The organism is Pseudomonas duriflava (assembly GCF_007830155.1).
Lineage (GTDB): Bacteria > Pseudomonadota > Gammaproteobacteria > Pseudomonadales > Pseudomonadaceae > Chryseomonas > Chryseomonas duriflava.
Genome location: NZ_VLKY01000005.1, coordinates 291,775 through 317,021, shown reverse-complemented (window position 1 = coordinate 317,021; position 25,247 = coordinate 291,775). Strand labels below are relative to the sequence as shown.

Here is a 25,247-nt window from a genome sequence, read left to right as displayed (position 1 = left end):
GGCCGCCCTTGTTTTATCAATAGTGATCCAGATGTACTGCAAAAGAACGCTCACAAGCCCCACGGTGCTTGGATCGATCCATATGGCTCTTTCCCAAATTGTCTTTTGTGGAAGACAAGCTCAAACAGAGCTAAAGCGCATGTCTGAGCCGTCTGTTCATCGTAATGGATACGCTTCTTAGCTCCCCCAGATCACCCCAATCAGCCCATAGCACAAAAGGGTGACTAGCACGGTGCCGAACAGGTTGATCATGAAGCCAGCCTTGATCATCGCTTGAATGCTCATATGCCCTGTACCAAAGACAATAGCGTTTGGTGGTGTAGCGACGGGCATCATAAAGGCGCAGCTGGCTGCGATGGCGGCAGGAATGGCAAGCATTTCCGGCGGCAAACCTTGGGCGACGGCCAGTGCGCCGAGAAGCGGCAGAAAGGCTGCCGCCGTGGCGGTATTGGACGTGACTTCAGTCAGCATGACGATAACGAAGGTGACGAGGCCGATCATCAGGATCATTGGCAGGCTGCCGAATCCTTCCAGGCCACGGGCGATCCATTCCGCCAGGCCTGAACTGCTGATAGCCGCTGCCAGAGAAAGTCCGCCACCAAAAAGCAGCAGAACGCCCCAAGGCAGCTTGTTCGCCTGCTTCCAGTCCATGATAAATTCGCGCTTGCGAAGGTTGGCTGGGGTGAGAAACAAGGTCATGGCAGCGGCGATGGCGATGCTGGTGTCATTGATGCCGTCGATATAGCTGGCCAGCAAGGGCTGAAAGATCCAGGCCAGGGCAGCGAGCAGAAAAATTACAGCGACACGCTTTTCCTGCTTGGAAAGCGGGCCCAGGCGGTTTTTTTCTTCACGCAACAACGTTTCGCTATTGGTCTCGCCGAGCCGGAAGCCACCCCGGGTCAGCCACCACCAGATAAAGACCAGCATGCCTAGGGCAACGGGTACGCCTAGTAGCATCCAGCGGCCAAAGCCGATTTCGATGCCGTAGCTGTTATGAAGAAAACCTGCCAAGAACGCATTGGGCGGAGTGCCGATAAGAGTAGCAATTCCTCCCACACTGGCGGCGTAAGCGATACCCAGCAACAAGGCCGTGGCGAAGCGCTGCCGTTCCCGCTCTTCGCCGTTTCCAACCAATAGACCAATAACGGATAGGCCGATCGGTAGCATCATGATGCTGGTAGCGGTGTTGCTCACCCACATGCTGACGAAGGCGGTAGCCAGCATGAAACCGGCAATCTGCCGGCTCGGCTGGCTACCGACGGCCAGGAGCGTTGCGAGTGCGATACGCTTGTGCAGATTCCAACGTTCCATGGCAAGGCCAAGCAGAAAGCCACCCAAAAATAGAAAAATAATCGGGTTGGCATAAGGCGCGGTGGCCTTTTGAATGGTGTCGATGCCTAGCAGCGGAATGAGGAGAATCGGCAGTAGGGAAGTTGCCGGAATTGGAATGGCCTCAGTAGACCACCATGCACCCATGAGCAACATCAGGCCCAACGTATTCCAGGCGGCCCGGGACAGATCGCCTGGAGGCTCGGTCAGCAAACAGATCAACAAGAGTATGGGCCCCAGCGCCAGGCCGATCCAGGCGGCCTGTTGAGCACCGCGGGAGGTAGACGATGTATCGGACATGAGCCCTCCAAGTATTTCATGGTGGCGTGACGGAGCGTCAGTTGCTACTGCTTTGAGAGTGGCCTGACGTTACGGTGCGATGGCGTATCCATCCAGACTGTTACAGGGGTTGTCTGGCCAACCGCTTTGGATAGTCCATTTAGACAGGTAGCGAGCCAGTATTTAGCCCATGTTGCTTCGGGCGGATAGGCCATCACTCTACTAAGGCCATAAACAGATCGTGGAGTGCCTTGAGTCTGTAAAAAGGGCAGGCTTTTAATGAAACGTCTTGAAATAAGTCGATAAATGGTAAGGTTATTTTCACGCAAAAAATGTGCTACCGCTTCACGGTCAGACGGCTCTCTTGCTTTGCTGTGTACTCAGTAACACTTTGAATTTAAAGGACTTTAATTAAGCGTCTTATAGCTTTTTAAGCGAAGCGGCGGAATCGTTTCATAGACTTAGCCTTTCAGGGTGATAGTCATTTCCTCTGAACTATCAGGGCATCGTACCTCTCCATTTCTACAGAGCGTGTCCACAACTTCAGCGATTTTCTGCGAATGCTAGGGATACGTCAGTTACGGTGCATTACCGCACACTAAGACAGAAAGGACGCAGTTCAGATAGGGATAGCGTGATTAACTCTGAACAGGAGAACAGTATGTTCGTCCACAACAAGCGACTTCAGTACACGGTACGTGTAGCCGAGCCTAATCCGGGGCTCGCTAATCTTATGCTTGAACAGTTCGGCGGTCCCCAAGGCGAGTTGGCAGCAGCCATGCGCTACTTCACCCAAGGTCTGGCCGAGGACGATGCAGGTCGTAAAGATATGCTGATGGATATCGCGACCGAGGAACTTAGTCACCTGGAAATCATTGGTTCGATCATTGGTATGCTGAACAAGGGCGCTAAAGGCCAAATGGCTGAAGGCGTTGAGGAAGAGGCCGCCATGTACCGCGCCTTGACCGGTTCGGGCAATGACTCGCATATCACCCAGCTTCTGTACGGCGGTGGCGCACCATTGACCAACTCAGCGGGTGTACCGTGGACCGCTGCTTATATTGATACCATTACCGAGCCTACAGCGGACCTGCGTTCAAATATCGCTGCTGAAGCCCGGGCCAAGATCATCTATGAGCGCCTGATCAATATCACTGACGATCCTGGCATCAAAGACGCGCTGAACTTCCTGATGACGCGTGAAATCGCTCACCAGAAGTCCTTTGAGAAGGCTCTGCATTCCATGCAGCCCAACTTCCCACAGGGCAAGCTCCCCGGAAAGCCGGAATTCGCCAGCGTGTATTTCAGCATGTCGCAGGGCGAGGGCAATATGCGTGGTCCGTGGAACCAAGGGCCTGAGTGGGAGTATGTCGAGACGCCCCAGCCTGCTGTAGATGGCGGTGACGGTTTGGCTACGGTTAGCCTGTCCGAGAAGGACATGAAGATCGTAAACCAGATGGCTGCCCGTACCTCGTCAGACCCAGCTAACGATCCCATGACGGGTGCCGATCTGGGCGCTGGCATGGCGACCGCCAAGAAAATGCAAGGCAAGTAGTTATTGTCCGAGCAGTTCTGTATGCCCTGTTGTGCTTGCACGCAGGGCATACGACTTTTTAATGGGGCTTATTGAATACCTACGCTTTCAAGCGTAATTACAAAGCGACTACGCTAAATGCGAAAACGCTACGTTACCTTATACAAGGAAGCATCATGATGGATGAGAACCGCAACGACGCAGACATCACCGAAGACCAGGCGATTGAATTCGCTCATCAAGTACTCGACTTGGCGCGTAGCGGCGATGCGGTGACGTTGGGCCGTATCCTCGACAGGGGGCTTCCTCCTAATTTGCGTACCAGCAAGGGCGATACGCTGCTTATGTTGGCGAGTTATCACGGTCACCTGGATGCGGTGAAAACCCTGATCGACCATGGTGCTGATCCGAATATCTGTAACGACAATGGACAGAGCCCGATTGCCGGAGCTGCCTTCAAAGGCAACCTGGCCATGGTGCAACTGCTGGTAGACAGTGGGGCGGATATCGAAGGCGTTTCGCCTGATGGCAAGACAGCGCTGATGATGGCTGCCATGTTCAATCGCGCCGAAATTGCTGAATACCTGATTTCAAAAGGTGCCAATATTCATGCCCAAGACGCCAATGGTGTAACGCCTCTTGCGGCGGCCCAGCGCATGGGCGCGCCTGAGACAGCGGCGCTGCTGGAGCGGTTGCAGGCACAGGCGTAACAGGTGTGTTATCGAGATTAAAAGGCGCTTAGAGCGCCTTTTTGCTTATGTGGTGACGGTGACGGCGTAACAGTTGTCATGCAACGGTTCGATTCTGATCTGGACAGGGCAGAAGCGAGCAATGATCTCAGCGTTGCTGCGTAGATGATCTGAGGCATGCATACAGGTAAAGCGGCCTCCGCCTGCCAAAACCAGCGGCAGCAACAGCTGGTCCGCTAGATGTTCACCTACGGCCGCCGCGCTGCGCTCGAATGCCTGCGCCTCGGCGATAGCTTGATCCGCCACAGGTTCGGCGCGTACGCGCGGTTGCCCAAAAGCGACGAAAATTTCGCTGACGGCCTCGTAGCCCTGTTCGATTAATACCACATTGCCGGGGCCACGGGCCTGAGCCAGCACAATGTTATGCAATGCCGAGCGTGGCCAGCCCAGTCGCTCGGCGATGCGCCGCAGCTCCCGCTGCCCAACAGACGCGGGTAGGCCTGCCACCAAGGCCTGAGCCTGCTGATAGGTGATGGAACCACGTTGCTCCAGATACAGCGGTTGCAAGGCGCTGGGTACTATGTGGGCCTCGATTGCACCGCCACCGGCCGGTGCGAATCCATGCCGGATCAGGGTCAGTTCAACCTGTGCGCCCATGCGTTGGAGAAGCGGAAGCCAGGCCTTCTGCAAAAAATCCGCCGGTGGGGCGGCCGGGTTGTGCGTACCGCCAGTCAGCAGGAGGTGACTCGGCTCGGGCGCTCGGAGCAGGGCGGGCAGTACGGTCTGAAAAACCAGCGTGCAGCTGCCGGCCGTGCTGATCGCGAACTCATAGTGGCCGCCACGGATAGGGCCTGGTTGAAAGCGCAGACTGAGCGAACCCAGTTCTGCACCCTCCAACGTTGCCCCGCACACTTGAGCAGCCGCCTGTACGGCGGTCAGGTGTTGCCGCAACAGGCCTGGCCGGCTGCGTTTGCCGCGAATGTTGTCAATACGAAACGACCGGCCGGTGATCATCGACAGGCTCAAAGCGCTGCGCAGGATCTGGCCGCCGCCAATCGTACCGTCAATGTCTAGTTCTTCCATGAGGGCTCCTTATTATGTCCATTCAGTAAAAGGGGCTTCCTTATCCTTTTACGCACACGACCTGACGCAAGGTGTGCACGACTTCCACAAGACTGCGCTGAGCTTCCATGACACGGTCGATGTCCTTGTAGGCCATGGGAATCTCGTCAATTACGTTAGCGTCTTTGCGGCACTCGACATGAGCGGTAGCGCGGATCTGGTCTTCCACACTGAACTGTTTTTTCGCCTGAGTCCGGCTCATGCTGCGACCGGCGCCGTGGCTGCACGAACAGAATGACTCCTCGTTGCCCAGGCCGCGCACGATAAAACTCTTGGCGCCCATCGAGCCGGGGATAATGCCGAGTTCGCCTTTCTTTGCCGAGACCGCACCCTTGCGGGTGATCAGCACGTCCTGACCGAAATGGCGTTCCCTTTGTACGTAATTGTGATGGCAGTTCACCGCTTCCAGGCTGGCTTCGAAGGGTTTGGTGATCACCTTGCGTGCCGCCTCGATCACGGCATGCATCATCAGCGCCCGGTTCTGCTTGGCAAAATCCTGTGCCCAGGCCACAGCTTCTACGTAATCGGTGTAGTGCTTGCTGCCTTCTTCGAAGTAGGCAAGGTCCCGATCCGGCAGATTGGCGATGTGCTGCTGCATGTCTTTCTTGGCCAGCTCGATGAACAGACTGCCTATGGCATTGCCCACGCCACGCGAGCCGCTGTGCAGCATGAACCAGACGCGCTGGGCTTCATCCAGGCAAATTTCGATGAAGTGATTGCCGGTGCCAAGCGTACCCAGGTGGTTACGGTTGTTGGTGTTTTGTAGTTTGGGATATTTGTCTGTGATGGCTTTGAAACGCTTGGCCAGAGGCGCCCAGGCCTGATCGGCAGCATTGGGGACGTTCTGCCAGGCACCTTGATCGCGGCGGCCAAAGGTCTTGCCATGGGGCACGGCCTTTTCGATCGCGCTACGCAGGGGGTGCAGATTGTCCGGCAGGTCAGAGGCCATAAGCGAAGTGCGTGCGGCAATCATGCCGCAGCCAATATCCACGCCTACAGCGGCTGGAATGATGGCACCCACGGTAGGAATGACGCTGCCAATGGTCGAGCCCTTACCCAGGTGCACATCCGGCATGACAGCCAAGTGTTTGAAGATGAAAGGCATCTTTGCCGTATTCATCAATTGCTGTTTGGCATCGCTTTCGACCGGCACGCCATGCGTCCACATCTTGATGGGCTTGCCATTGGCCACTTCGAGCAGGTCGTAATTACGTTTTTCCATTGGGTATCGTCTCCGTGCAGATAAGACGCATCCGGCGCTGGCGCTGCCTATCGCTTTCAGCGTGAGCGGCAGGAAAGTCTAAGCAGGGCATAAGAAGGGTAGAGTGCCCTTGGCGTGAGTGAAGCGCTTTCTTCCAATGACAGCGCTGGGCCTGACACATTGACGTTAAGGCAGAAAATGCCGTCAGGCATATTTTATGACATCAAGGCGGCCGATTTTTCCTCAACGGGCGAAGGCAGTACCATAGCGGTAGAGGATTGATAAAACGTTTTCAGAGCCTGGATAACGAATAAAAAAGCAGTCAAGCCTTCCTGGTATTCAAACAGACCTTGCAACGGCCAAATAGTGAGATAAGCCAGAAAAAGTGCCAGCGTAAAGTCCAGGTTGGCATTGAGCTTTTTGGCAATCTTTGCATAAAGAAACAACGTTACGGTGATAACAGCCGGGGCCAGGAAGCCGAAGCGAAAAAGTGTTCCTATAACGCCTACGTCGGACAGGAAAAAGTAATAGCTGAAATAACTCTTGAATCCGTTATTCCACATCAGGCTGAGGCTACCGCTGGGTTCCCAGTTGTACCGACTAAGGTGGTCGAAAATCTGGGCGATGGTACTTTCGCGTACGTTATCGGTTGCGCCCTCCTGGGCCGACTGCATATAAAAATCGACGTTGACGCCCAGTGCCTCAAGTAAATGAGGGTTGATCATAAAGGGCGTTATGATCAGTAACCCAAGAGCGACAAAGATAATTGATTTCTGCTTCAGGCACAGCAGCGTAAAAATAGCGCATACCAAGAGTACTTGCCGGGTCTGGGTAACAAATACCAGCGTGGCGAAATACAGCGCGGCCAGGATCAGGTAGTTCATTTTATGACGAGGTTGCCCGTCCAGTGGCGACTTGCCTTTTCCCCAGAAGTAGATACATAGACAGTAAGAGATAATAAGTACCGTAGCGCCGACCGAAGCACGGTCGGGTCGGCTTAGATCCATATCCGTTCTATCTCGTAGGTCGGGCAGAATGTCGAAATAGCTTAGCCAGGATAGTGCGACTGCCAGCAGTCCTACCGCCAGGATGGTTTTTTCGAACTCACTGGCACCGACGCGCTTGCCCATATACAGAAGCAACACAAAGCTAAAGCAGAACAAAACACGCCGCTCTTCAATCAATCCATAAACGAGAGGTTGTCCATAAAACAAGTCAGCAAAGAGCGCGGGCAAAAACATGAAGATAAATGTTGAGAACAAGCCCAGACCCATAACAAGATTATAGTCTTGTTTATTTCGAGCATTAACGGTGCCTAGCAGGAATAAAAAGCTGAACCCCATGCATACCGTTAGATAAAGCTCGCTCACATATTTTATACCGATAGGGTTTTGTGGCGCTTTTTCAAATATAGAAAAGTGCAGGGTGAGTATAATAAATAGCAGTGCGCAAAAAGCTATGTTGCTATTTTTTCTGGCCGTTTCCATTCTGTCTGCCTGATATTAACTATGGTTGGATAGTATATTTTTTGATTTTATGGTTTCGGTTTAGTGTCATGATGTAAATAATTCCGGAATTGTTAAAAACTCCGTTTTTTATAATGCTCAACAAAGACAAAGTCAGGGCATTAAAAAGCTTTGTTTTATATTGCCTTGACTCACCTTGAAACGGCCTGGCCGTCTTGTCGATGGGACGTTCACGAATCATCTAATCTGCTGAAAAGAATATTGTTCATAATGAGTGAATCTGGCTGGGCCGCCATGAGGAGAGGGCCTGTCGATAGATAACGCTATGAGGGGAGTCGACCCTGATCGTATAACGGCCGTGCTGATGTAAAACTTCATAAGGTATGTGGACTATTATTTAGCCAGCAATAACTTATAACTGTTCTTGGCTATAACCATCTGACGGGAACCCTGAGCAAGTATGGGTCAGCCGCTAACGGTTAGAGACGCAAGGTTGCTGGCGCGCATTGTTTTCCCAGACTACTGCTTGATGTCGAGAGGATGCGGCGGAATAGATATTTACCATGTGATTGAGGATTGTTTAGTTGGAATTTCCAATTTTGTGGTCGTGATCACGTAGAAAATAAGGGCGGCGGAAGGTGTTATTTTAAATGTATCCGGCATGTTACTTGAGTAATGGTTTAAGGCGTCAAATTAAATTAAAACTCTACACTTAATAGTTATGTAGATAATTTAATGTGCCTGGATAAAGTATCTCCTTATTCCTTTCTTATCCGTCCTATTCAAACCGTTGGGCTGCCACCTACATCTCATTATGGACATGGCATGGTCATGGGCTAAGGCAGGACAGCCCTTTCAGGGCGTGCTGCCTATACCACATAAAAACAACCATGATGGCCGTTTACATAAGCACTTGGATCGCCAGACTGAAGTGTATTCATGGGGGCAAGCATGAAGGTATGATGACTGGTTTTAATAATTGCTAATTTGCTCTTGTTTCTTGGCGAAAATAGGCTAATCCTGTATGTGCGGTAAGACATCATACAAATAAGAAGGACAATCGTATGACCCTCAACGCAGGTCTGCTTAAGAAACCGGTAGTGCTGGGTGCCGGTGTGCTGTTAATGACGCTGGCTGCCAGCAGCTTTGCTGCAAATATGCGAGAGGTTGCCAAAACCGGGTGGGCCACTCAGAACGGTGGTACTACAGGAGGTTCGAGGGCCGTTGGTACTGATATCTATACAGTACGTACGGCGACCCAGCTTCGTAACGCATTGACTGCTAAAGCCGGGAGCGGTGGCCGTATCATCAAGATTGTTGGCAAAATCGATATCAGCGATGGCAAGCCCTATACGGACACCGCTGACATGAAGAGTCGCGGTGAACTGAGCGTGCCGAGCAACACGACGATCATCGGCGTAGGCAAAAAAGCTGAAATCGTGGATGGTTATTTCATGATCAAGGCCAATAACGTGATCATGCGCAACCTGACCATCGAGAATGCCTGGGATCCAACCCCAGCGTGGGATCCGGACGATGGCTCCACTGGCAACTGGAACTCGGAGTTCGATGGGGTCACGATCAGTGGTGCCAGCAATGTCTGGGTCGATCATGTCACCTTTACCGACGGTAGCCGCCCGGACGATCCCAACGAGATCGGTAACGGCGTGCATATCCAACATCATGATGGTGCGCTGGACGTAGTGCTCGGTGCGAATTATGTGACCATTTCCAATTCCGTCTTCACGCAGCACGACAAGACCATCCTGATCGGTAACAGCGATAACACCGGTGATACCGACGCCGGCAAGCTCAAGGTCACCATCCATAACACTGTTTTTCATGATATCGGGCAGCGTGCTCCGCGGGTTCGCTTTGGACAGGTGCACCTGTATAACAATCTGCATCTGGGAAGCACCCAGCACCCTGTCTATCCCTTCAGCTATGCCCATGGTGTCGGTAAGGATTCGGCGATTCTGTCGGAGGCAAATGTATTCAACATTGAAGGAATCAGTGGTTGTACAAAGATCGCTGCTAACTATAAAGGCACGGTTTACAAGGACTCCGGCTCGCTGGTGAATGGCAAGTCCATAACCTGCTCATGGGACCCAAACATTGGTTGGACGCCTCCTTATCAATACGTCAAGTTGCCTGCCTTCCTGGTCCCGGCAACAGTCGCTACACGCGCCGGCGCTGGCAAGATCAATTTCTAAAGGAATGGCTGAATACTGCTATCTGTCTTCCGGGACGGATAGCGTTAGGCCCGTCTCTCAGGGCCGATTGAAGGACGCGTGCAAAGCTTCTTATCGTCATAAAGCGTCGATGAGGCCTCATTTGAAGTGAGATCGTTTCTACAGTCTCGCTAAAAATCAAAATGCCAGCGTTGTCTCGAAGCGGCTCGACATAGAGCCTTTGCGTGCGATCACCACAAAACCAAAAGTATAGGATTCGACGATGATAACGAAGATAGGGCTGTCCCGACGGTCGACGATGGGCGCCGGCACATTGCTGATGGTATTCATGGCCAGCAGTTTTGCAGCCGATGTTCGCGAGGCCGCAACGACGGGGTGGGCGACGCAGAATGGAGGTACCAAGGGAGGCGCTTCAGCCGTTGGAACCGATGTGTACTCGGTTAGCACGGTAACGCAGTTACGAAATGCCTTGAAGGCCTCGGCGGGAAGCGGCGGGCGGATCATCAAGATTACCGGCACGCTCGATATCAGCGAGGGGAAGGCTTATACCAGTACTGCCGATATGAAAACGCGCGCGCTGCTCAGCGTGCCGGCTAACACCACTATCGTAGGTATGGGCACTAATGCCCAGATTCGCAATGGTTATTTCATGATCAAGGCCAATAACGTGATCATGCGTAACCTGACTATCGAGAACCCTTGGGACCCAACTCCGGTTTGGGATCCGGACGATGGTTCAGCCGGCAACTGGAATTCCGAGTTCGACGGGGTTACTATCCAGGGGGCCAGCAACGTCTGGATCGATCACATGACCTTTACCGACGGTACCCGCCAGGACGATCCGGACGAAATCGAGAATGGCCGTCATGTGCAGCATCATGACGGGGCGCTGGATGTAAAGACTGGGGCCAATTACGTCACGATCTCCCATACGGTCTTCAAGCTGCATGACAAGAACATCCTGATCGGCTCTAGTGACAGCGCCACATCAACCGACCAGGGCAAACTCAAGGTCACTATTCACAACACGCTGTTCGAGAACGTAATGCAGCGAGCGCCACGGGTCCGCTTTGGGCAGGTGCACCTGTACAACAACTTGCATGTCGGCAGCAAGAGTCATGCTATTTATCCGTTCAGCTCCGCCCATGGGGTAGGCAAGGAGTCGGCGATCCTGTCAGAAGCCAACGCCTTCAATATTACCGGCATTAGTAGTTGCGATCAGGTTACGGCCCAGAATGGCGGGACGGTCTATAAGGACTCTGGTTCGTTGATCAACGGCGTCTCGATGAAGTGCTCCTGGAATAGCAGCATTGGTTGGACGCCGCCGTATTCCTACACCAAGATAGCTGCTTCACTGGTACCGACCTCCGTCCCTGATACCGCAGGGGCTGGCAAGCTGACTTTCTAATTTCTATCTTTTTCTTTACTCCCGAGATGTATTAGTTCTCGGGAGTAAAGCGTTGCTCTCGCCCTTCCTCTGCTGTGCTCAGGCAATCTGTTGTACAAACCCCACTGCATCGCTTCTCAGCCATAGTGACCGTGCCGCGTATTGGCATCCTATTTATTAGGTGTCTAAATAGTTAATAGATATAACGTTCGATAAGCGAACAATGTGCCTTTTAATTGTTGACGTTGAAAAGAGCAAAAGAACACGATGATCCTGTAGGAAGTGATTAATCACCTCCTATGGGCTAGCAGAAATAAAGTTAACAATAAAAACAATTAAAGGGCTCAATCATGCTTATCTCCCCTGATAACTCGCGCAGTTCCTTTTTCCTTTCGTCATACGCCTACCAACTGTCCCCTGGGCCGTGGGCATATTGGCCGTCCAGGCGCTGATACACGCTCCGTAACACTGAACTACAACAACAAAAAAGCAGGAATCGGTCATGTATTCATCGTTCCCCTATGGTGCTGGAGCACTGGCACCGGTGTGTTTTGCTACGACGTTACTAATGCTGACGGCAGCAGGTATTGCCCAGGCCGCACCCTCTACGACCTTGGAGCAAACGCGGCCTACAACACCGCCCAACTCACTTGAAAATTCCCGTCCGCTGCCACCAGGGCCGCCGCGCTGGGCTGAGGACTATCGCTTTCTGGACGATGCGTCCAAGCGCACAGACGTTTTCGATCCGTTCCGTTACCAACGTCTTTCCGAGTCTGCCTGGGTGCAGTTTGGTGCAGAGATGCGTTATCGGGCGGACACCTTTAATAATCCGGTCTTTGGCTTGCGAGGCGTCAACAAGGACTCCTATATCCAACAGCGTCTCCAGGTGCATGGGGACTTGCATTTGTTTGATGACAGGGTCCGGGCCTTCGTCCAGCTGGAAAATACCCAGATGTGGAATAAAGCGCTTTACGGGCCCTATGACGAGAGTCGTACGGAGCTGCATCAGGCTTTCATTGATGTGAACAGCGAGATGCTAGGCGGCAAACTGATGACCCGCGTGGGTCGACAGGAACTGGCCTACGGCAACCAGGCCTTCGTCACCTACCGCGATGCCCGAAATATTCGATTGAATTTCGATGGGGTGCGATTGAGCTATAGCGGGGCCAGTGGTTACAAGCTTGACGCTTTCGCCTTGCGGCCTGTTACCACGAGCGAAGACAGCTTTGATGACGGTTCAAACAATAATGTGAAGTTTTATGGACTATACGGCACGTTGCCGAAAACATCGGCCCTCATGCTTGACGTCTATGGTTTTGATTTGGAAACCGACGAGCGCACCCTGGCGGGACTTAGCGGTAGTGAAAAACGCTATACCGGTGGTGTGCGGCTGTTTGGCAAGCAAGCGGGCTGGGACTGGACCTGGGATTTCGCCTATCAAGGGGGTCACCTTGAGGACGCCAGCATCCAGGCGTGGGGGATAAGCAGTGAGACGGGCTATACCTTCTCGCATCCCTGGAAGCCCCGGCTGGCCGTACGGTTCGATGCGGCCAGCGGGGATGACCGCTTTGGCGATGATAAGGTCGGCACCTTCGACCCGCTGTTTCCCAAGAACGGTTTCTACGGCGATTCAGGGCTGACCACGCTTTCAAATATCTATTTGATCGGTCCGCTGGTGACCTTCGCGCCGCGTTCCTACCTGCAGTTGGAGTCAGGGGTGTTCGCAGTATGGCGCGAGAGTACCAATGACGGCGTATACATGCCAGGCATGAGCTTTGTGCCGGGGACACCAAACAGCTCCTCTTCGAAGACCGGCAACCTGTTTCGTAACAATTTGCGCTGGATGCCTACCTCAAACCTGACAGTGGACCTGGAGTACAGCTATTTCCAGGCAGGCAAGGCGATTCGCCAAGCTGATGGTTCGGATACGCATTTTGGAATGGTCAGTACCACGTTTCGCTTCTGACATTAACCGGCCGCCTTTTCTTGGCGGTCCTATAACTAGCGAGGTTTCGTTATGAATACGCTTGGAACGGCCGAAAAGCGGACACGGTTGACGATTGGCCTGTGCTTTATCGTCGCGTTGCTGGAAGGCATGGATCTACAGGCGATGGGAATCGCGGCGCCCAGCATGGCGGCAGCGTTCGGGTTCGAACCAGGGCAAATGGGACTTGTATTTAGCGCCAGTATTCTAGGGTTATTGCCCGGTGCCTTTCTGGGAGGATGGTTTTCCGATCGGATTGGGCGTAAGAAAGTACTAATCGCTTCGGTCATCCTGTTCGGCGTGTTTTCGCTAGCCAGCGCCCATGTCTGGGACATGTCTAGCCTGCTGGTGGCGCGCTTTATGACGGGCATAGGCCTGGGCGGTGCGCTACCAAACCTGATCGCGCTGTCGTCCGAGTCGGCCGGTGAGCGCGCACGTAATACGGCAGTCAGTCTGATGTATTGCGGGGTGCCGCTGGGAGGTGCGCTGGCTGCTGTCGTAGGGCTGCTGGATACCGGCCTGGGCTGGCGGACGGTCTTTTATGTGGGCGGTATCGCGCCCTTACTGGTAGCGCCGTTGCTGGCTGTCTATCTGGTGGAAACGGCTCAGCTCGGCCTTAATCGGCAAAAGACGGCGCGTGCCGTCGGGACATGGGACGGTCTGTTCCGTCAGGTCCGGGCCTCGACTACCCTAATGCTCTGGCTCAGCTACTTTTTTACGCTCACCGTAATGTACATGTTGCTCAACTGGCTGCCCTCGCTGCTGGTCGGACAAGGCTTTACCCGGAGTCAGGCCGTAACGGTACAGATCCTGTTCAACATCGGCGGCGGCATCGGCTCGGTGTTATTCGGTCTGCTGATGGATCGGTGGCGTCCGAAATTCGTTGTGGTGTCGATCTATGCCGGCATCCTGGCGGGGCTTGCCGGTCTGGGGCTATCAACCAGCTTTGTCGGGGTCATTGTGGCAGGGTTTGTGGCCGGACTCTTTGTCGTGGGCGGACAACTGGTGCTGTATGCGCTAGCGCCACAGGTTTATCCCACCGTGATTCGAGCTACGGGCGTAGGTTCAGCTGTAGCAGTAGGGCGGTTGGGCGCCATGGCAGGCCCGCTTCTGGCCGGGCAGATACTGGCCATGGGAGGCGCAGCGTCTACGCTGGTTGCTGCAACGTCGCCCGGCGTGGTTATCGCAGCGGTTTCCGTGCTTTGTCTGCTGAATCGGCAGGCGGGCAAGCAGCCAGCGGGCACGGTGATGGCGGGCGAGCCGGCACACTAAGGAGAAAGATATGTTCAAACGTATCGCATCTGTTGTGTTGCTAGGGTTCGGAGCGCTGATGATGGGGGGCGCAAGCGCTGAGGACGCGCGCGAGACGGTGCCCTATGATCCACCGCCGCTACAGGTGGAGCGACTGGCCCGTTTTGAGGTGGATTTGGTTGCTCCTGTCTGGGAGCTGGGCAAGACCAGCCCATTGGGTACTCGAAGAATTATCCCGATCACAGGCGGGCGCTTCGAAGGGCCAACGTTTAAAGGCACGATTTTGAACAATGGTGCCGACTGGCAGGTAGTTACGGAAGACGGTTTAGCCATTATCGACACGCGCTATCTGCTCCAGACCGATGACGGTGAACTCGTCTACCTGCAAACCAAGGGGTATCGCTATGGCCCGCCGGAGGTAATGAAGGACGTGGCTGCTGGCAAACCGGTCGATCCAACCAAATACTTTTTCAAGGTCACGATGACGTTTGAGACAAGTTCCGAGAAATATGCTTGGCTTAACCGTGCCATAGGCGTGGGCAGTGCCATGCGCTTGGGCAAGGCCGTGGTATATGACGCCTACCTGCTCAAGTAGAGTGGATGTATCGAAAAATTGTAATTATTAACTTTTACAGTGAAGACATAAGACGTAAGACTTATGTCTTCTGGGGCTAAAGTGAAAGCAGATAGAGATTTCTAAAAATAGTTAATTGACATAACTATTTTCCTGCTTTAGCGTTAGCTTCACAAGAAACACAACATAAGGGTCCTGTTATGAACAGCTATGAAGGTCGTTGGACAACGGTAGACGTAAAGGTCGAAGAGGGTATTGCTTGGGTCACCCTCAATCGCCCGGAAAAGCGTAATGCAATGAGCCCTACGCTGAACCGTGAAATGCGCGACATCCTGGAAACGCTGGAGCAGGACCCGGAGGCTGGCGTCGTAGTGCTGACCGGCGCCGGCGAGGCCTGGACCGCAGGGATGGACCTTAAGGAATACTTCCGCGAGGTGGATGCCGGCCCTGAAATCCTGCAGGAAAAGATTCGCCGCGAAGCGTCCGAATGGCAGTGGAAGCTCCTGCGCATGTACAGCAAGCCTACCATCGCCATGGTCAACGGCTGGTGCTTTGGCGGCGGCTTCAGCCCGCTGGTGGCCTGTGACCTGGCCATTGCGGCGGACGAGGCGACCTTTGGCCTTTCTGAAGTGAACTGGGGTATTCCGCCCGGCAACCTGGTGAGTAAGGCGATGGCTGATACCGTAGGCCACCGTGAGTCGCTTTACTACATCATGACCGGCCGTACCTTTGACGGCGTCAAAGCCGCACAGATGGGGCTCGTGAACAAGAGTGTACCGCTGGCCCAGCTGCGTGAAGAAACCATTGCCCTGGCGCGTGAGTTGCTGGAAAAGAACCCGGTTGTACTACGGGCTGCCAAGATTGGCTTCAAGCGCTGCCGCGAGCTGAACTGGGAGCAGAACGAGGACTACCTGTATGCCAAGCTGGATCAGTCGCAACTGCGTGATCCCGAGCGCGGCCGTGAACAGGGCATGAAGCAATTCCTGGATGAGAAGAGCATCAAGCCGGGGCTTCAGACCTACCGTCGTTAAGCAGATACTTCAAGGGCACCGGAAGCGGTGCCTGTGCAGACCTTGATAAGTACAAGAACGAGGATCGCATCATGCATGAAGTGCCTTTGTTGATTGGCGGTCAGACGCTGCAAGCCTCTGACGGCCAGAGTTTTGAGCGGCGCAACCCGCTCACCGAACAACCGGTGACCCGCGCCGCCGCGGCCAGCCTGGAGGATGCGGATGCCGCCGTTGCTGCGGCTCACGCCGCCTTTCCTGCCTGGGCTGCCCTGGGGCCGAATGAGCGACGTACCCGGTTGCTGAAGGCGGCCGATCTCATGGCCGGCCGCGCCGAGCAGTTTATTGCAGCGGGGCAAGTGGAAACCGGCGCCATGCCGAACTGGTACGGTTTCAACGTGCATCTAGCTGCCGGCATCCTGCGTGAAGCGGCATGCATGACGACCCAGATCACCGGCCAGATCATTCCTTCCGATCTGCCTGGCTCGATGGCCATGGCGGTGCGCCAGCCCTGCGGCGTCGTGGTTGGCATCGCGCCATGGAATGCACCTGTCATTCTGGCAACGCGCGCCATTGCCATGCCGCTCGCTTGTGGCAATACCGTGGTGCTAAAGGCCTCCGAGCTTTGCCCGGCCGTGCACAGCCTGATCGGCGAAGTGCTTCAGGAAGCCGGCTTGGGCGATGGAGTCGTTAACGTGATTCACAACGCACCGGAAGACGCTCCGGCCATTGTGGAGCGCCTGATTGCCAACCCTGCCGTGCGCCGCGTCAATTTCACCGGGTCGACCCGTGTTGGCAAAATCATCGGTGAGATGGCCGCGCGGCATCTCACGCCCGCCGTTCTAGAGCTGGGCGGCAAAGCGCCACTGCTGGTATTGGACGATGCTGACCTGGACGCTGCCGTCGAGGCTGCGGCCTTTGGTGCCTTCTTCAATCAGGGCCAGATTTGCATGTCCACGGAGCGGCTGATCGTGCACGAGTCAGTGGCCGATACCTTTGTCAGCAAGCTGGCTGATAAGGCCAAGACACTGCTGGCGGGCGATCCACAAGTCAGCACGTCGGTATTGGGTGCCTTGATTGACCGCGCCCCGGGTGAACGTTTGCAGGCCCTGATGGATGATGCGCTGACCCAGGGCGCACGGCTGGCAGCGGGCGGCCAGATCGAGGGGTGTCTGATGCAGGCGACGGTAATCGACGGTGTAACACCTGCGATGCGGCTCTACCGCGAAGAATCCTTTGGGCCGCTGGTGTCGGTCATTCGTGTAAAGGATGACGAGGAGGCGCTGCGAGTAGCAAACGACTCCGAGTATGGTCTGTCGGCCGCCGTGTTCAGCCGTGACGTAAACCGCGCGCTTGGGCTGGCCCAGCGGATCGAGTCCGGTATCTGCCATATCAACGGCCCGACCGTGCACGACGAAGCGCAAATGCCCTTCGGCGGTGTCAAGGGCAGCGGCTATGGCAGCTTTGGCTCCTCAGCGTCGATCGAGCATTTCACGCAGCTGCGCTGGATTACCCTGCAGACCACTCCTCGGCACTATCCGATTTAGAAGTCCGACTTAAACGCTATTCCTGACGACAACAATGACAATACCGGCCCGGACCAAACGGGCTGGCCATGCGTGAGGGCCTCGGCGGTCGTGCTGTCTGTGCGACTAAGGGCTACGCATGCCTAACAGGAGGTACGCGACGTGAATTGCGAATCCGAGCTGCGGATCGATCCCCGGACAAGGGTGTCCAGTGACGAGGCAGCACCTGCACCCCGATACCGTCCTGTCTCGATCGGTCATCCTGACGTCGAAGTTCAGTACGAAGCCAATGGTATTTTGCGTATGCGCGCCCTGGAGCCACTGGCGCCGCTACCCCGGCGGCTGCTTGACCGGCTCGTGCATTGGGCTCGGGTACGGCCGGAGCACACCTTTGTTGCTGCGCGTGAAAATGGGGGAGACTGGCGTAGGATCACCTATGCCGACATGCTTCAGCGTGTTCGTGCCATTGCACAGTCCTTGCTGGGATTTGGTCTTTCAGCTGAACGCCCGCTGATTATTCTGTCCGGCAACGATCTGGAACACTTGCAGATGTGCCTGGGCGCCATGTACGCCGGCATTCCGTTCTGCCCGGTCTCGCCCGCCTATTCGCTGTTGTCCCAGGATTTGGCTAAGCTCAAGCACATCGTCGATCTGCTGGATCCGGGCCTAGTCTTCGCCTGTGACGGCGATCTCTACCGGCGCGCCATCGAGGCGCGTATCCCGACGGAAATCCCGGTCGTTCTGACCCGCGGGCAGGTTCCAGGACGGCTCTGCCTGTCCTTTGACAGCCTGCTCGCTACACCCGGCGGTCCCGAAGCCGAAGCCGCCTTTGCCAGCACCGGGCCGGACAGCATTGCCAAATTCCTGTTTACCTCGGGCTCGACCAAGTTGCCCAAAGCCGTGGTTACTACGCAGCGCATGCTCTGCGCCAATCAGCAAATGTTGTTGCAGACCTTTCCTACCTTTGGTGAGGAACCACCGGTACTGGTCGACTGGCTACCCTGGAACCATACGTTCGGCGGCAGCCATAACGTCGGTATCGTGCTTTACAACGGCGGCAGCTTCTATCTGGATGAGGGGAAGCCGACCCCGCAAGGTATAGCCGAAACCCTGCGCAACCTACGGGAGATTTCTCCTACCGCTTACTTGACCGTACCCAAAGGCTGGGAAGAGCTGGCGACCGCTCTGGAAAAAGACGCTGCTTTGCGCGAGCGATTCTTTGCCAGGATAAAGCTGTTCTTCTTTGCGGCGGCCGGTTTATCCCAAAGCGTCTGGGACCGCCTGGACCGGGTTGCCGAGCAGCAGTGCGGCGAACGCATTCGCATGATGGCCGGCCTCGGCATGACCGAGACGGCGCCGTCCTGCACCTTTACCACCGGGCCGCTTTCCATGGCGGGGTATGTTGGCCTGCCGGCGCCGGGGTGCGAAGTGAAACTGGTGCCCGTGGATGGCAAGCTTGAGGCCCGCTTTCGGGGGCCGCATGTAATGCCCGGCTACTGGCGATCCCCGGAGCAAAATGCCGAAGCGTTTGATAGCGAAGGTTTTTATTGCACCGGCGATGCGTTGAAACTGGCGGACCCTAAGCAGCCACAGCTGGGCTTTATGTTCGATGGGCGCATTGCCGAGGACTTCAAGCTATCGTCTGGCGTATTCGTCAGTGTTGGCCCCTTGCGCACCCGCATCGTATTGGCCGGTTCGCCTTATGTGCAGGACGTGGTTCCGGTCGGGCCGGACCGTGAATACCTGGGCCTGCTGATCTTTCCGCGGCTGCCGGAGTGCCGCGCTCTGGCCGGTCTGGGTGATGACGCAACGCCTGAGCAAACCCTAGCGGCTCCGGCCGTTCGCGACTGGTTCTCCCAGTTGCTTATTACGATCAATAGCGAGGCGACCGGCAATGCTAGCCGCCTGGAATGGGCCTGCCTGCTGACCGAGCCGCCTTCCATTGATCGTGGTGAAATCACGGACAAGGGATCGATCAATCAGCGTGCTGTCTTGCAACGGCGGGCTGGCTTGGTCGACGCGTTGTATCGGGGCGAAGAGCCGGCTGTCATTCAGTCTGCATCATGACTAATAGCCGATCTGAAGGCACAGGAGTCCCTATGATCCGTCGTCAGAAACACCACAGGTTTGCTCTGTTAGGCCTGCTTAACGCTGTACTCATGGCTTCGCTCCACGCTGTGGCTCAGGCCGCTACCGAGGAGGCGCCGAAAACCGAGCTAGTGTACGAGGCAACCGTCGAGATTGCCGAAACCCTGTCATTAGGCAAGGGGCCGCTTGGCGAACGCCGTATGGTTCCTATCACTGGAGGACGTTTCAACGGGGCTGGACTACGGGGCAAAGTGTTGCCGGGCGGTGCTGATCGCCAGCTCATTCGTGCGGATGGCGTCCGGCAACTCGATGCACTCTATGAGATGCGGACCACCGATGGCGTCATCCTGACTGTTCGTAATCGGGTACTGATTCACGAGCTGGATGCCGAGCGCTATGCCTTTTCTCATGTTGACATTACGGCGCCAAGCGGCAAGTACGAATGGCTGAATCGCTACGTGTATGTCGGAACGCTGACCAGTTTGAAACCGCAGCGTAATGCGGTGCTGATAAAAGTGTACCGCCTCAAGTAGTGCATGATTACCGAGCTAGGAGGCGTATATGACTGGCCGCAAAGGGCTATACTCAGCCTTCAATGATGTCGTCCTGCTGGGTGGCGTGCGTACGCCCTGGGTGGATTACTGCGGGGCCTTGGGTCAGGTATCGCCTATTGATCTAGGTATCAAGGTTGCTCGCGAAGCTCTGACGCGCTGCGCTCTGCCGGGCGAACAGATCGACAGCGTACTGGCAGGCTCTGTGGCCCAGTCCAGTTTCGATGCGTATTTGCTTCCGCGGCATATCGGCTTGTATGCGGGTGTGCCGGTAGAAGTGCCCGCTTTGCAGGTCCAGCGTATCTGCGGCACAGGCTTCGAGTTGCTACGCCAGGCGGGCGAGCAGATCATGCGAGGCGAGGTCGAGCGAGTACTATGCGTAGCAAGTGAGTCCATGTCGCGCAATCCGATTGCGGCCTATACCCACCGCACGGGTTTTCGCCTGGGCGCTCCGGTGGAATTCAAGGACTTCCTATGGGAAGCCTTGGTTGATCCGGCGCCCGGAGTCGACATGATTGGTACTGCTGAAAATCTTGCCAGCCATTATGGTATCCAGCGGGCCGACGTTGATGCGTATGCGCTGCGCAGTTTTGACCGCGCTCTGGCTGCCCAAGAGGCTGGCTGGTTCGCCGAGGAGATCGTTGCTGTAGAGGCCGAGCGATTCAGTCTGAATGGCTACCAGGCGCGTGGAATTGCTTTGCCGCGAAAGACCGAAGCGGTCGATACGGATACCCATCCACGATCTTCCTCACTTGATGCATTGGCCCGGCTACGTCCGATTCATGAAGGCGGCGTCCAGACAGCAGGCAACAGTTGCGCCGTGGTAGATGGCGCCGCTGCGATCATTGTGTCGAAAGGGCAGGGACATCAGGGCCCGGTTTTGGGACGACTGATCGCCGCGACAGCCGTTGGCGTGCCGCCCGAACTCATGGGGATCGGCCCCGCGCCGGCGATTCGTTTGCTACTTGAGCGCAGCGGGCTACGCCTGGATGACATCGCCTGCTTCGAAATCAACGAAGCCCAGGGTGCGCAGGTACTTGCCGTCCAGCGTGAACTGGAACTTGATCTGGATCGGCTGAACATTCACGGCGGTTCCATTGCCCTGGGGCATCCTCTAGCCGCTACCGGCTTGCGCCTCAGTCTTACCCTGGCGCGACAGTTGCGTGCACTCAAAGCCCGCTATGGCGTCGCAGCGGCCTGTGTTGGCGGCGGGCAGGGCATGGCCGTGCTGATCGAAAATCCGGACGGTATTCATTGAACTAAAGGATCAGACATGACCTACCAGCCGCCGCTGCGAGACATGCAGTTCGTAATTGAAGAATGGCTCAACGCACCTGCAGATTGGAAAGTAATACCCTCTTTTAGGGGGGTGGACGCTGAGTTATCGCGTCAGGTACTGGAAGAGGCGGGACGGTTTACCGCCGAGGAACTGGCCCCTTTGAATGCCCAAGGCGACCGTCAGGGTTGTCAGTTAGAGAAGGGCCAAGTCTCTACGCCCGAAGGGTTCGCCGCAGCCTATCAAGCTTATGTAAACAATGGCTGGCCAGCGCTGGCCTGTGATCCCGCCTGGGGTGGACAGGGCCTGCCGCAGCTGCTTGATGCCGCTTTGCAGGAAATGCTGGCCTCGTCCAATCATGCCTGGGCCATGTATCCCGGCATCGCCCATGGCGCCTATGAGTGCTTGCGCGCCCATGCGTCGCCAGAACTCAAGGACGCTTACCTTGGCAGGATCGTCAGTGGTGAATGGCTGGCGACTATGTGTCTCACCGAGCCACAGGCGGGTAGTGACGTGGGGCTGATCCGTACCCGTGCGGAACCCCAAGGCGACGGAAGTTACCAGCTTGAGGGCAACAAGATCTTCATCTCGGGTGGTGAGCACGACCTGACCGATAACATCGTCCATCTTGTTCTGGCACGGTTGCCCAATGCACCGGCCGGTAGCCGGGGGCTGTCCCTGTTTCTTGTGCCGAAGCGGCTCGAGAAGCGGCTTAATGGCGTCTATTGCGAAGGGATTGAACACAAGATGGGCATCAAGGGCAGCGCCACCTGCGCCTTGCGTTTCGAGGGGGCACAGGGCTGGCTGATCGGCGAGCCTCAGCGAGGTCTGGCCGCCCTGTTCGTGATGATGAATTCGGCGCGCCTGCATGTAGGGCTGCAAGGGCTTGGACATGTTGAATCTGCCTGGCAGCAGGCCAGGAGCTATGCAGCCGAGCGTCGGCAGATGCGGGCCGTGCCACGTTCGGCCAACTCGGTCGAGCCAGCTGACTTGATTCAAGAGCATCCTGCCCTGCGACGTACCCTGTTGGAGCTGCGTGCCGTCAGTGAGGGCCTGCGTGCGTTGGGCTATTGGGGAGCACACCTGCTCGATCAGGCCGAACATGCACCGGAGCCACAGGCGCGTGCCGAGGCGCATCAGCTGGCTTCGCTGCTAACGCCAATCATCAAGGCCTTTTTTACCGAGCAGGGGTTTCAGCTTAGTAGCGCAGCGCTGCAAGTGTTTGGCGGCTATGGCTACGTGAACGATTTTGGTATTGAGCAAACCCTGCGTGATAGCCGCATCACCATGATCTACGAAGGCACCAACGAGATACAGGCCAACGATCTGCTGATCCGTAAAGTGCTCGGTGCCCGAGAACCTCTACTGGGCAATCTGCTGGATACTTTTCGAGGCGAAGCGGAGCTATGCGGTCAGACCGAAAGTTGCAGGCGTTTCGGTGATGTCCTGATTCAGCAGTGCGAGCGGGTACGCTATCTGACGGACGACCTGATGGATTCGCAGGATCCTGAGCACCCTTACCGTGCCGCCCTGGATTACCTTCGCCTGCTAGGCTGGCTAGGATTAGCCTTCGCCTGGGCGCGTACGGCGCGGCTGGCTGCACCCAAGCGTGAGCAGCCGTTCTACCGAGGTAAATGGGAGACGGCCACCTATGTATACGACTACCTGCTGGTTAACCTGGAACGCCAGGCCGAAGCGGTGCAGGCCAGCCGGGCACCGTTACCGTTCCTGCCGGATGACGTGTCTATAGGCTAGCGGAGCGCCGCAAAGCCCGCGTCGAGATCGACGATCAGGTCGTCCAGCGCTTCCAGGCCTACGTGGAGACGAACCATCGGGCCGCGATCCTTCAGGCTCGTGACGCTGCGCGTGCCCTGGCGCTCCACCACACTGACCAGGCTCTCGAAGCCGCCCCACGAATAGCCGAGGCCGAACAGGCGCAGGGTGTCGATGAACCGTGCCAGCTGCGCTTCGTCCTTATCTTTGAACTCGAAGCTGACCAAGCCATTGCTGCCCAGGCAGTCCCGCTGCCAGAGCGTATGACCCGGATCGCTCGGCAGGGCCGGATGAAGCACGCGGGCGACCTCGGGACGGCTTTCCAGCCATTGGGCGATCTGGAGGGCTTGGCTGGCATGCAAGGCGAGGCGTGGTGCCAGGGTACGGCCACCACGCAAAACCAGATAGGCATCGTCGGGGCTGACGGTATTGCCCGTTGCCCGGCTCATACGGGCCAGTGCCGGCCAGTGCGCCTCGGTGGTACTGACGCTGCCCATCATCACGTCCGAATGGCCGGCCACGTATTTAGTCAGTGCCATCAGGGAAATGTCTGCACCTAGCGCCAGCGGCTTGTAGATCAGTCCGGAGCCCCAGGAATTATCCACAGCCAGCAGAATTCCACGCTCCTTGCACAGCCGGGAAAGGGCCGGTAGATCACACATTTCATAAAGCAGCGAGCCGGGAACCTCCGCATAAATCATCCGGGTCTCCGGGCGAATCCGGCGTTCAATATCGTGGCCGTCCGCTGCGTAGAATTCGCATTGAATCCCGAACGGCTCCAGGAACTCGCGTACCAGCCCACGGACCGGCCCGTACACCGAGTCGGTAATCAGTACATGCTGGCCGGGCCGCAGAAAGGCCTGGAACATCTGCGCCACGGCAGCAAGCCCGGTAGGGTAGAGACGGGTGCGATAGGCACCCTCCAGGGCTGTGATCCAGTCTTCAAGGGCGTAAGTGGTGGATGTTCCCTGTGCGCCGTAGACCAGCGCGCGGCCGTCATCACCGCCTGCCGAGGCGTGGCGCAGCTCGGCCAGGCTGTCGAACAGCACAGTACTAAGCCGCTCGACCGGGGGGTTAAAGCCGCGCCCTTTGCCGGTTTCGCTCCGGCGACCGGCATGAATCAGGCGGGTCTGTTCGCACGGCTCTGACGTGTCCGACATGACGGGCTCTCCTGCAACGCTAGGCAAAAGCGCAGCTTAACCCGATCAGGCTCTCGGTGGAAAAATGCCGGCAGGCGCTTCAGCGATAAATCTTGTGCAGCAAATGCAGTAATTGTGTTCGCTCCTCGGCAGTCAAGGCCGAAGTCGCTTCGATATCGCTGCTCCGGGCGATGTCCTTGAGTTGCTTGAGCACAGCTTCGCCGGTTTTGCTCAGAAAAATACCGTAGGAGCGCTTGTCTGGCTTGCAGCGGATACGCAGCGCCAGGCCCAGCGATTCAAGCTTGTTCAGCATGATGACCATTTGCGGCGGCTCGATGGCAAGGCTACGTGCCAGTTCGGCCTGCATAAGTCCAGGATTTTGCTCAATCAAGGTCAGGGCCGTGAACTGCGCCGGGCGCAGATCAAACGCTTCAAGTTTGGTGATGAGATGTTGGAAGACTTTTAGCTGGGCACGGCGCAGCGCATAGCCGATTACTTCATCCAGAATGGGGGAGGTGATTTCTCGGCTGTCCTCCGCATCGAGCGCGTCGGGAGCTTCCTGTTGTTTTTTAGCCATCGGCAAAGAGGTCGTGAGTCATGATTCAGCCCGAATGATGCGGGGAGAGCGGGGCGGGAGTCACGCACTTTCTCTATTTCGATGCGGCGTGCCTGGACTGATCTGGCCGAGGAGAGCCCTCAGAGTAGGGTTCAGGAGGGGATGACTTCAAGAAACGGGGCGGGAACGTATATAGACCGGTATGGTTGGTTTGCTTGGAATATGGTTAGGGTGCAACCTTTTTGTTTTAAAAGTTGCACCGTTTAGTTGTGGAAACAAAAGTCAGTAAATTAAGCTTGAAACCGCTGAACTAGACAGTTTTT

General features: G+C 56.0%; 19 protein-coding genes. 13 read left to right on the top strand and 6 right to left on the bottom strand.

Annotation, left to right across the window (positions count from 1 at the left end; genetic code table 11):
* Positions 1–177: 177 nt before the first annotated feature.
* Positions 178–1,629, bottom strand: a complete 1,452-nt coding sequence (locus tag IQ22_RS09595) for an SLC13 family permease (protein ID WP_145141105.1) — start codon at positions 1,627–1,629, stop codon at positions 178–180.
* 640 nt (positions 1,630–2,269) lie between these two features.
* Here IQ22_RS09595 and IQ22_RS09590 point away from each other — a divergent pair.
* Complete coding sequence (locus tag IQ22_RS09590) at positions 2,270–3,163, top strand: manganese catalase family protein (protein ID WP_145141103.1); 894 nt, start codon at positions 2,270–2,272, stop codon at positions 3,161–3,163.
* Between the two features lie 155 nt (positions 3,164–3,318).
* Entirely contained in the window at positions 3,319–3,852 is a 534-nt protein-coding gene (locus tag IQ22_RS09585) for an ankyrin repeat domain-containing protein (RefSeq protein WP_145141100.1), read from the top strand.
* A 45-nt stretch (positions 3,853–3,897) separates the two neighbouring features.
* Here IQ22_RS09585 and rtcA read toward each other — a convergent pair whose 3' ends face one another.
* The 3 genes from rtcA to IQ22_RS09570 all read right to left on the bottom strand — a co-directional run bounded on the left by rtcA (position 3,898) and on the right by IQ22_RS09570 (position 7,524).
* On the bottom strand, positions 3,898–4,914 hold the full coding sequence (gene rtcA / locus IQ22_RS09580; protein ID WP_145141098.1) for an RNA 3'-terminal phosphate cyclase: 1,017 nt from the start codon (positions 4,912–4,914) through the stop codon (positions 3,898–3,900).
* Positions 4,915–4,954: 40 nt separating this feature from the next.
* Positions 4,955–6,175: an RtcB family protein gene (locus tag IQ22_RS09575; RefSeq protein ID WP_145141096.1), complete on the bottom strand. Its 1,221-nt coding sequence runs from the start codon at positions 6,173–6,175 to the stop codon at positions 4,955–4,957.
* A 194-nt stretch (positions 6,176–6,369) separates the two neighbouring features.
* Positions 6,370–7,524, bottom strand: a complete 1,155-nt coding sequence (locus IQ22_RS09570; RefSeq protein ID WP_244309056.1) for a hypothetical protein — start codon at positions 7,522–7,524, stop codon at positions 6,370–6,372.
* 1,160 nt (positions 7,525–8,684) lie between these two features.
* Here IQ22_RS09570 and IQ22_RS09565 point away from each other — a divergent pair.
* The 11 genes from IQ22_RS09565 (at position 8,685) to IQ22_RS09515 (ending at position 23,211) form a co-directional block, all read left to right on the top strand.
* Positions 8,685–9,833, top strand: a complete 1,149-nt coding sequence (locus IQ22_RS09565) for a pectate lyase family protein (protein WP_145141092.1) — start codon at positions 8,685–8,687, stop codon at positions 9,831–9,833.
* A gap of 241 nt (positions 9,834–10,074) precedes the next feature.
* A complete protein-coding gene (locus IQ22_RS09560; protein ID WP_145141090.1) occupies positions 10,075–11,220 on the top strand; it encodes a pectate lyase family protein in 1,146 nt (381 codons plus the stop codon).
* Positions 11,221–11,701: 481 nt separating this feature from the next.
* A complete protein-coding gene (locus IQ22_RS09555; RefSeq protein ID WP_145141088.1) occupies positions 11,702–13,165 on the top strand; it encodes an alginate export family protein in 1,464 nt (487 codons plus the stop codon).
* A gap of 51 nt (positions 13,166–13,216) precedes the next feature.
* Complete coding sequence (mhpT, locus tag IQ22_RS09550) at positions 13,217–14,455, top strand: 3-(3-hydroxy-phenyl)propionate transporter MhpT (protein WP_145141086.1); 1,239 nt, start codon at positions 13,217–13,219, stop codon at positions 14,453–14,455.
* A 10-nt stretch (positions 14,456–14,465) separates the two neighbouring features.
* Complete coding sequence (locus tag IQ22_RS09545) at positions 14,466–15,029, top strand: DUF3237 domain-containing protein (RefSeq protein ID WP_244309054.1); 564 nt, start codon at positions 14,466–14,468, stop codon at positions 15,027–15,029.
* A 179-nt stretch (positions 15,030–15,208) separates the two neighbouring features.
* A complete protein-coding gene (locus IQ22_RS09540; RefSeq protein ID WP_145141084.1) occupies positions 15,209–16,039 on the top strand; it encodes a p-hydroxycinnamoyl CoA hydratase/lyase in 831 nt (276 codons plus the stop codon).
* A gap of 71 nt (positions 16,040–16,110) precedes the next feature.
* Complete coding sequence (locus IQ22_RS09535) at positions 16,111–17,562, top strand: aldehyde dehydrogenase (RefSeq protein WP_145141071.1); 1,452 nt, start codon at positions 16,111–16,113, stop codon at positions 17,560–17,562.
* Positions 17,563–17,745: 183 nt separating this feature from the next.
* On the top strand, positions 17,746–19,608 hold the full coding sequence (locus IQ22_RS09530; RefSeq protein ID WP_244309070.1) for a feruloyl-CoA synthase: 1,863 nt from the start codon (positions 17,746–17,748) through the stop codon (positions 19,606–19,608).
* 32 nt (positions 19,609–19,640) lie between these two features.
* Entirely contained in the window at positions 19,641–20,162 is a 522-nt protein-coding gene (locus tag IQ22_RS09525; protein WP_167654166.1) for a DUF3237 domain-containing protein, read from the top strand.
* A gap of 28 nt (positions 20,163–20,190) precedes the next feature.
* Entirely contained in the window at positions 20,191–21,438 is a 1,248-nt protein-coding gene (locus tag IQ22_RS09520; protein WP_145141067.1) for a thiolase family protein, read from the top strand.
* 15 nt (positions 21,439–21,453) lie between these two features.
* Positions 21,454–23,211, top strand: coding sequence for an acyl-CoA dehydrogenase family protein (locus IQ22_RS09515; RefSeq protein ID WP_145141065.1), 1,758 nt, complete (start codon positions 21,454–21,456; stop codon positions 23,209–23,211).
* Here the strand turns inward: IQ22_RS09515 and metC are convergent.
* Together metC and IQ22_RS09505 are read right to left on the bottom strand one after the other, a co-directional pair.
* Positions 23,208–24,389: a cystathionine beta-lyase gene (gene metC, locus IQ22_RS09510; RefSeq protein ID WP_145141063.1), complete on the bottom strand. Its 1,182-nt coding sequence runs from the start codon at positions 24,387–24,389 to the stop codon at positions 23,208–23,210. The two genes, IQ22_RS09515 and metC, sit on opposite strands and share 4 nt — an antisense overlap.
* A gap of 79 nt (positions 24,390–24,468) precedes the next feature.
* Complete coding sequence (locus tag IQ22_RS09505; protein WP_145141061.1) at positions 24,469–24,945, bottom strand: MarR family winged helix-turn-helix transcriptional regulator; 477 nt, start codon at positions 24,943–24,945, stop codon at positions 24,469–24,471.
* Positions 24,946–25,247 lie beyond the last annotated feature (302 nt).

Coding starts and splice junctions, on each gene's coding strand:
- metC (WP_145141063.1), bottom strand. CDS start 24,389: ATGTCGGACACGTCAGAGCCGTGCGAACAGACCCGCCTGATTCATGCC.
- IQ22_RS09595 (WP_145141105.1), bottom strand. CDS start 1,629: ATGTCCGATACATCGTCTACCTCCCGCGGTGCTCAACAGGCCGCCTGG.
- rtcA (WP_145141098.1), bottom strand. CDS start 4,914: ATGGAAGAACTAGACATTGACGGTACGATTGGCGGCGGCCAGATCCTG.
- IQ22_RS09535 (WP_145141071.1), top strand. CDS start 16,111: ATGCATGAAGTGCCTTTGTTGATTGGCGGTCAGACGCTGCAAGCCTCT.
- IQ22_RS09505 (WP_145141061.1), bottom strand. CDS start 24,945: ATGGCTAAAAAACAACAGGAAGCTCCCGACGCGCTCGATGCGGAGGAC.
- IQ22_RS09590 (WP_145141103.1), top strand. CDS start 2,270: ATGTTCGTCCACAACAAGCGACTTCAGTACACGGTACGTGTAGCCGAG.
- mhpT (WP_145141086.1), top strand. CDS start 13,217: ATGAATACGCTTGGAACGGCCGAAAAGCGGACACGGTTGACGATTGGC.
- IQ22_RS09540 (WP_145141084.1), top strand. CDS start 15,209: ATGAACAGCTATGAAGGTCGTTGGACAACGGTAGACGTAAAGGTCGAA.
- IQ22_RS09515 (WP_145141065.1), top strand. CDS start 21,454: ATGACCTACCAGCCGCCGCTGCGAGACATGCAGTTCGTAATTGAAGAA.
- IQ22_RS09525 (WP_167654166.1), top strand. CDS start 19,641: ATGATCCGTCGTCAGAAACACCACAGGTTTGCTCTGTTAGGCCTGCTT.
- IQ22_RS09520 (WP_145141067.1), top strand. CDS start 20,191: ATGACTGGCCGCAAAGGGCTATACTCAGCCTTCAATGATGTCGTCCTG.
- IQ22_RS09575 (WP_145141096.1), bottom strand. CDS start 6,175: ATGGAAAAACGTAATTACGACCTGCTCGAAGTGGCCAATGGCAAGCCC.
- IQ22_RS09555 (WP_145141088.1), top strand. CDS start 11,702: ATGTATTCATCGTTCCCCTATGGTGCTGGAGCACTGGCACCGGTGTGT.
- IQ22_RS09560 (WP_145141090.1), top strand. CDS start 10,075: ATGATAACGAAGATAGGGCTGTCCCGACGGTCGACGATGGGCGCCGGC.
- IQ22_RS09585 (WP_145141100.1), top strand. CDS start 3,319: ATGATGGATGAGAACCGCAACGACGCAGACATCACCGAAGACCAGGCG.
- IQ22_RS09565 (WP_145141092.1), top strand. CDS start 8,685: ATGACCCTCAACGCAGGTCTGCTTAAGAAACCGGTAGTGCTGGGTGCC.
- IQ22_RS09545 (WP_244309054.1), top strand. CDS start 14,466: ATGTTCAAACGTATCGCATCTGTTGTGTTGCTAGGGTTCGGAGCGCTG.